Below are 394 nucleotides of genomic sequence, written 5' to 3'. Positions count from 1 at the left end.
GTCGCGGCGGTGAGGCTGGCGACCTGGGTGCCGGTCAGACCGGAGACCTGCGTTGTGGTCAGCGTGGTCAGCGTCGTCGAGCCGAGGCCGTTGAGCTGGGTGGCGGTGAGGCCCTTCAGCTGCGTCGAGCTGAGGCTCTGCACTTCCGTCGAGGACAAGTTGTTGATCGCCGCGGTGGTCAGGGCCGCGATCTGCGTCGAGGTGATGCCGGCGACCTGGGTCGTCGTCAGGGTCTGCAGGGTGTCGGAGCTGAGACCACCCAAAGCCGTTGCGGTGAGGCTGCCGACCTGGGTCGATGTCAGAGCCTGCAAATTGTCGGTGCCGAGGTTGCCGAGCGTCGCGGCGGTGAGGCTGGCGACCTGGGTGCCGGTCAGACCGGAGACCTGCGTTGTGG

1 protein-coding gene is annotated in these 394 nt (G+C 67.8%); it reads right to left on the bottom strand.

The features are described 5' to 3' along the window. On the bottom strand, nt 1-394 hold a 394-nt coding region (locus GSQ79_RS26180; protein WP_210253224.1), incomplete at both ends, for a hypothetical protein.

The organism is Beijerinckia sp. L45 (assembly GCF_009765775.1).
In the GTDB taxonomy this organism is placed as follows: domain Bacteria; phylum Pseudomonadota; class Alphaproteobacteria; order Rhizobiales; family Beijerinckiaceae; genus RH-AL1.
The sequence above is the reverse complement of the archived record's forward strand: the minus strand, read 5'-3'. Positions and strand labels throughout refer to the sequence as shown.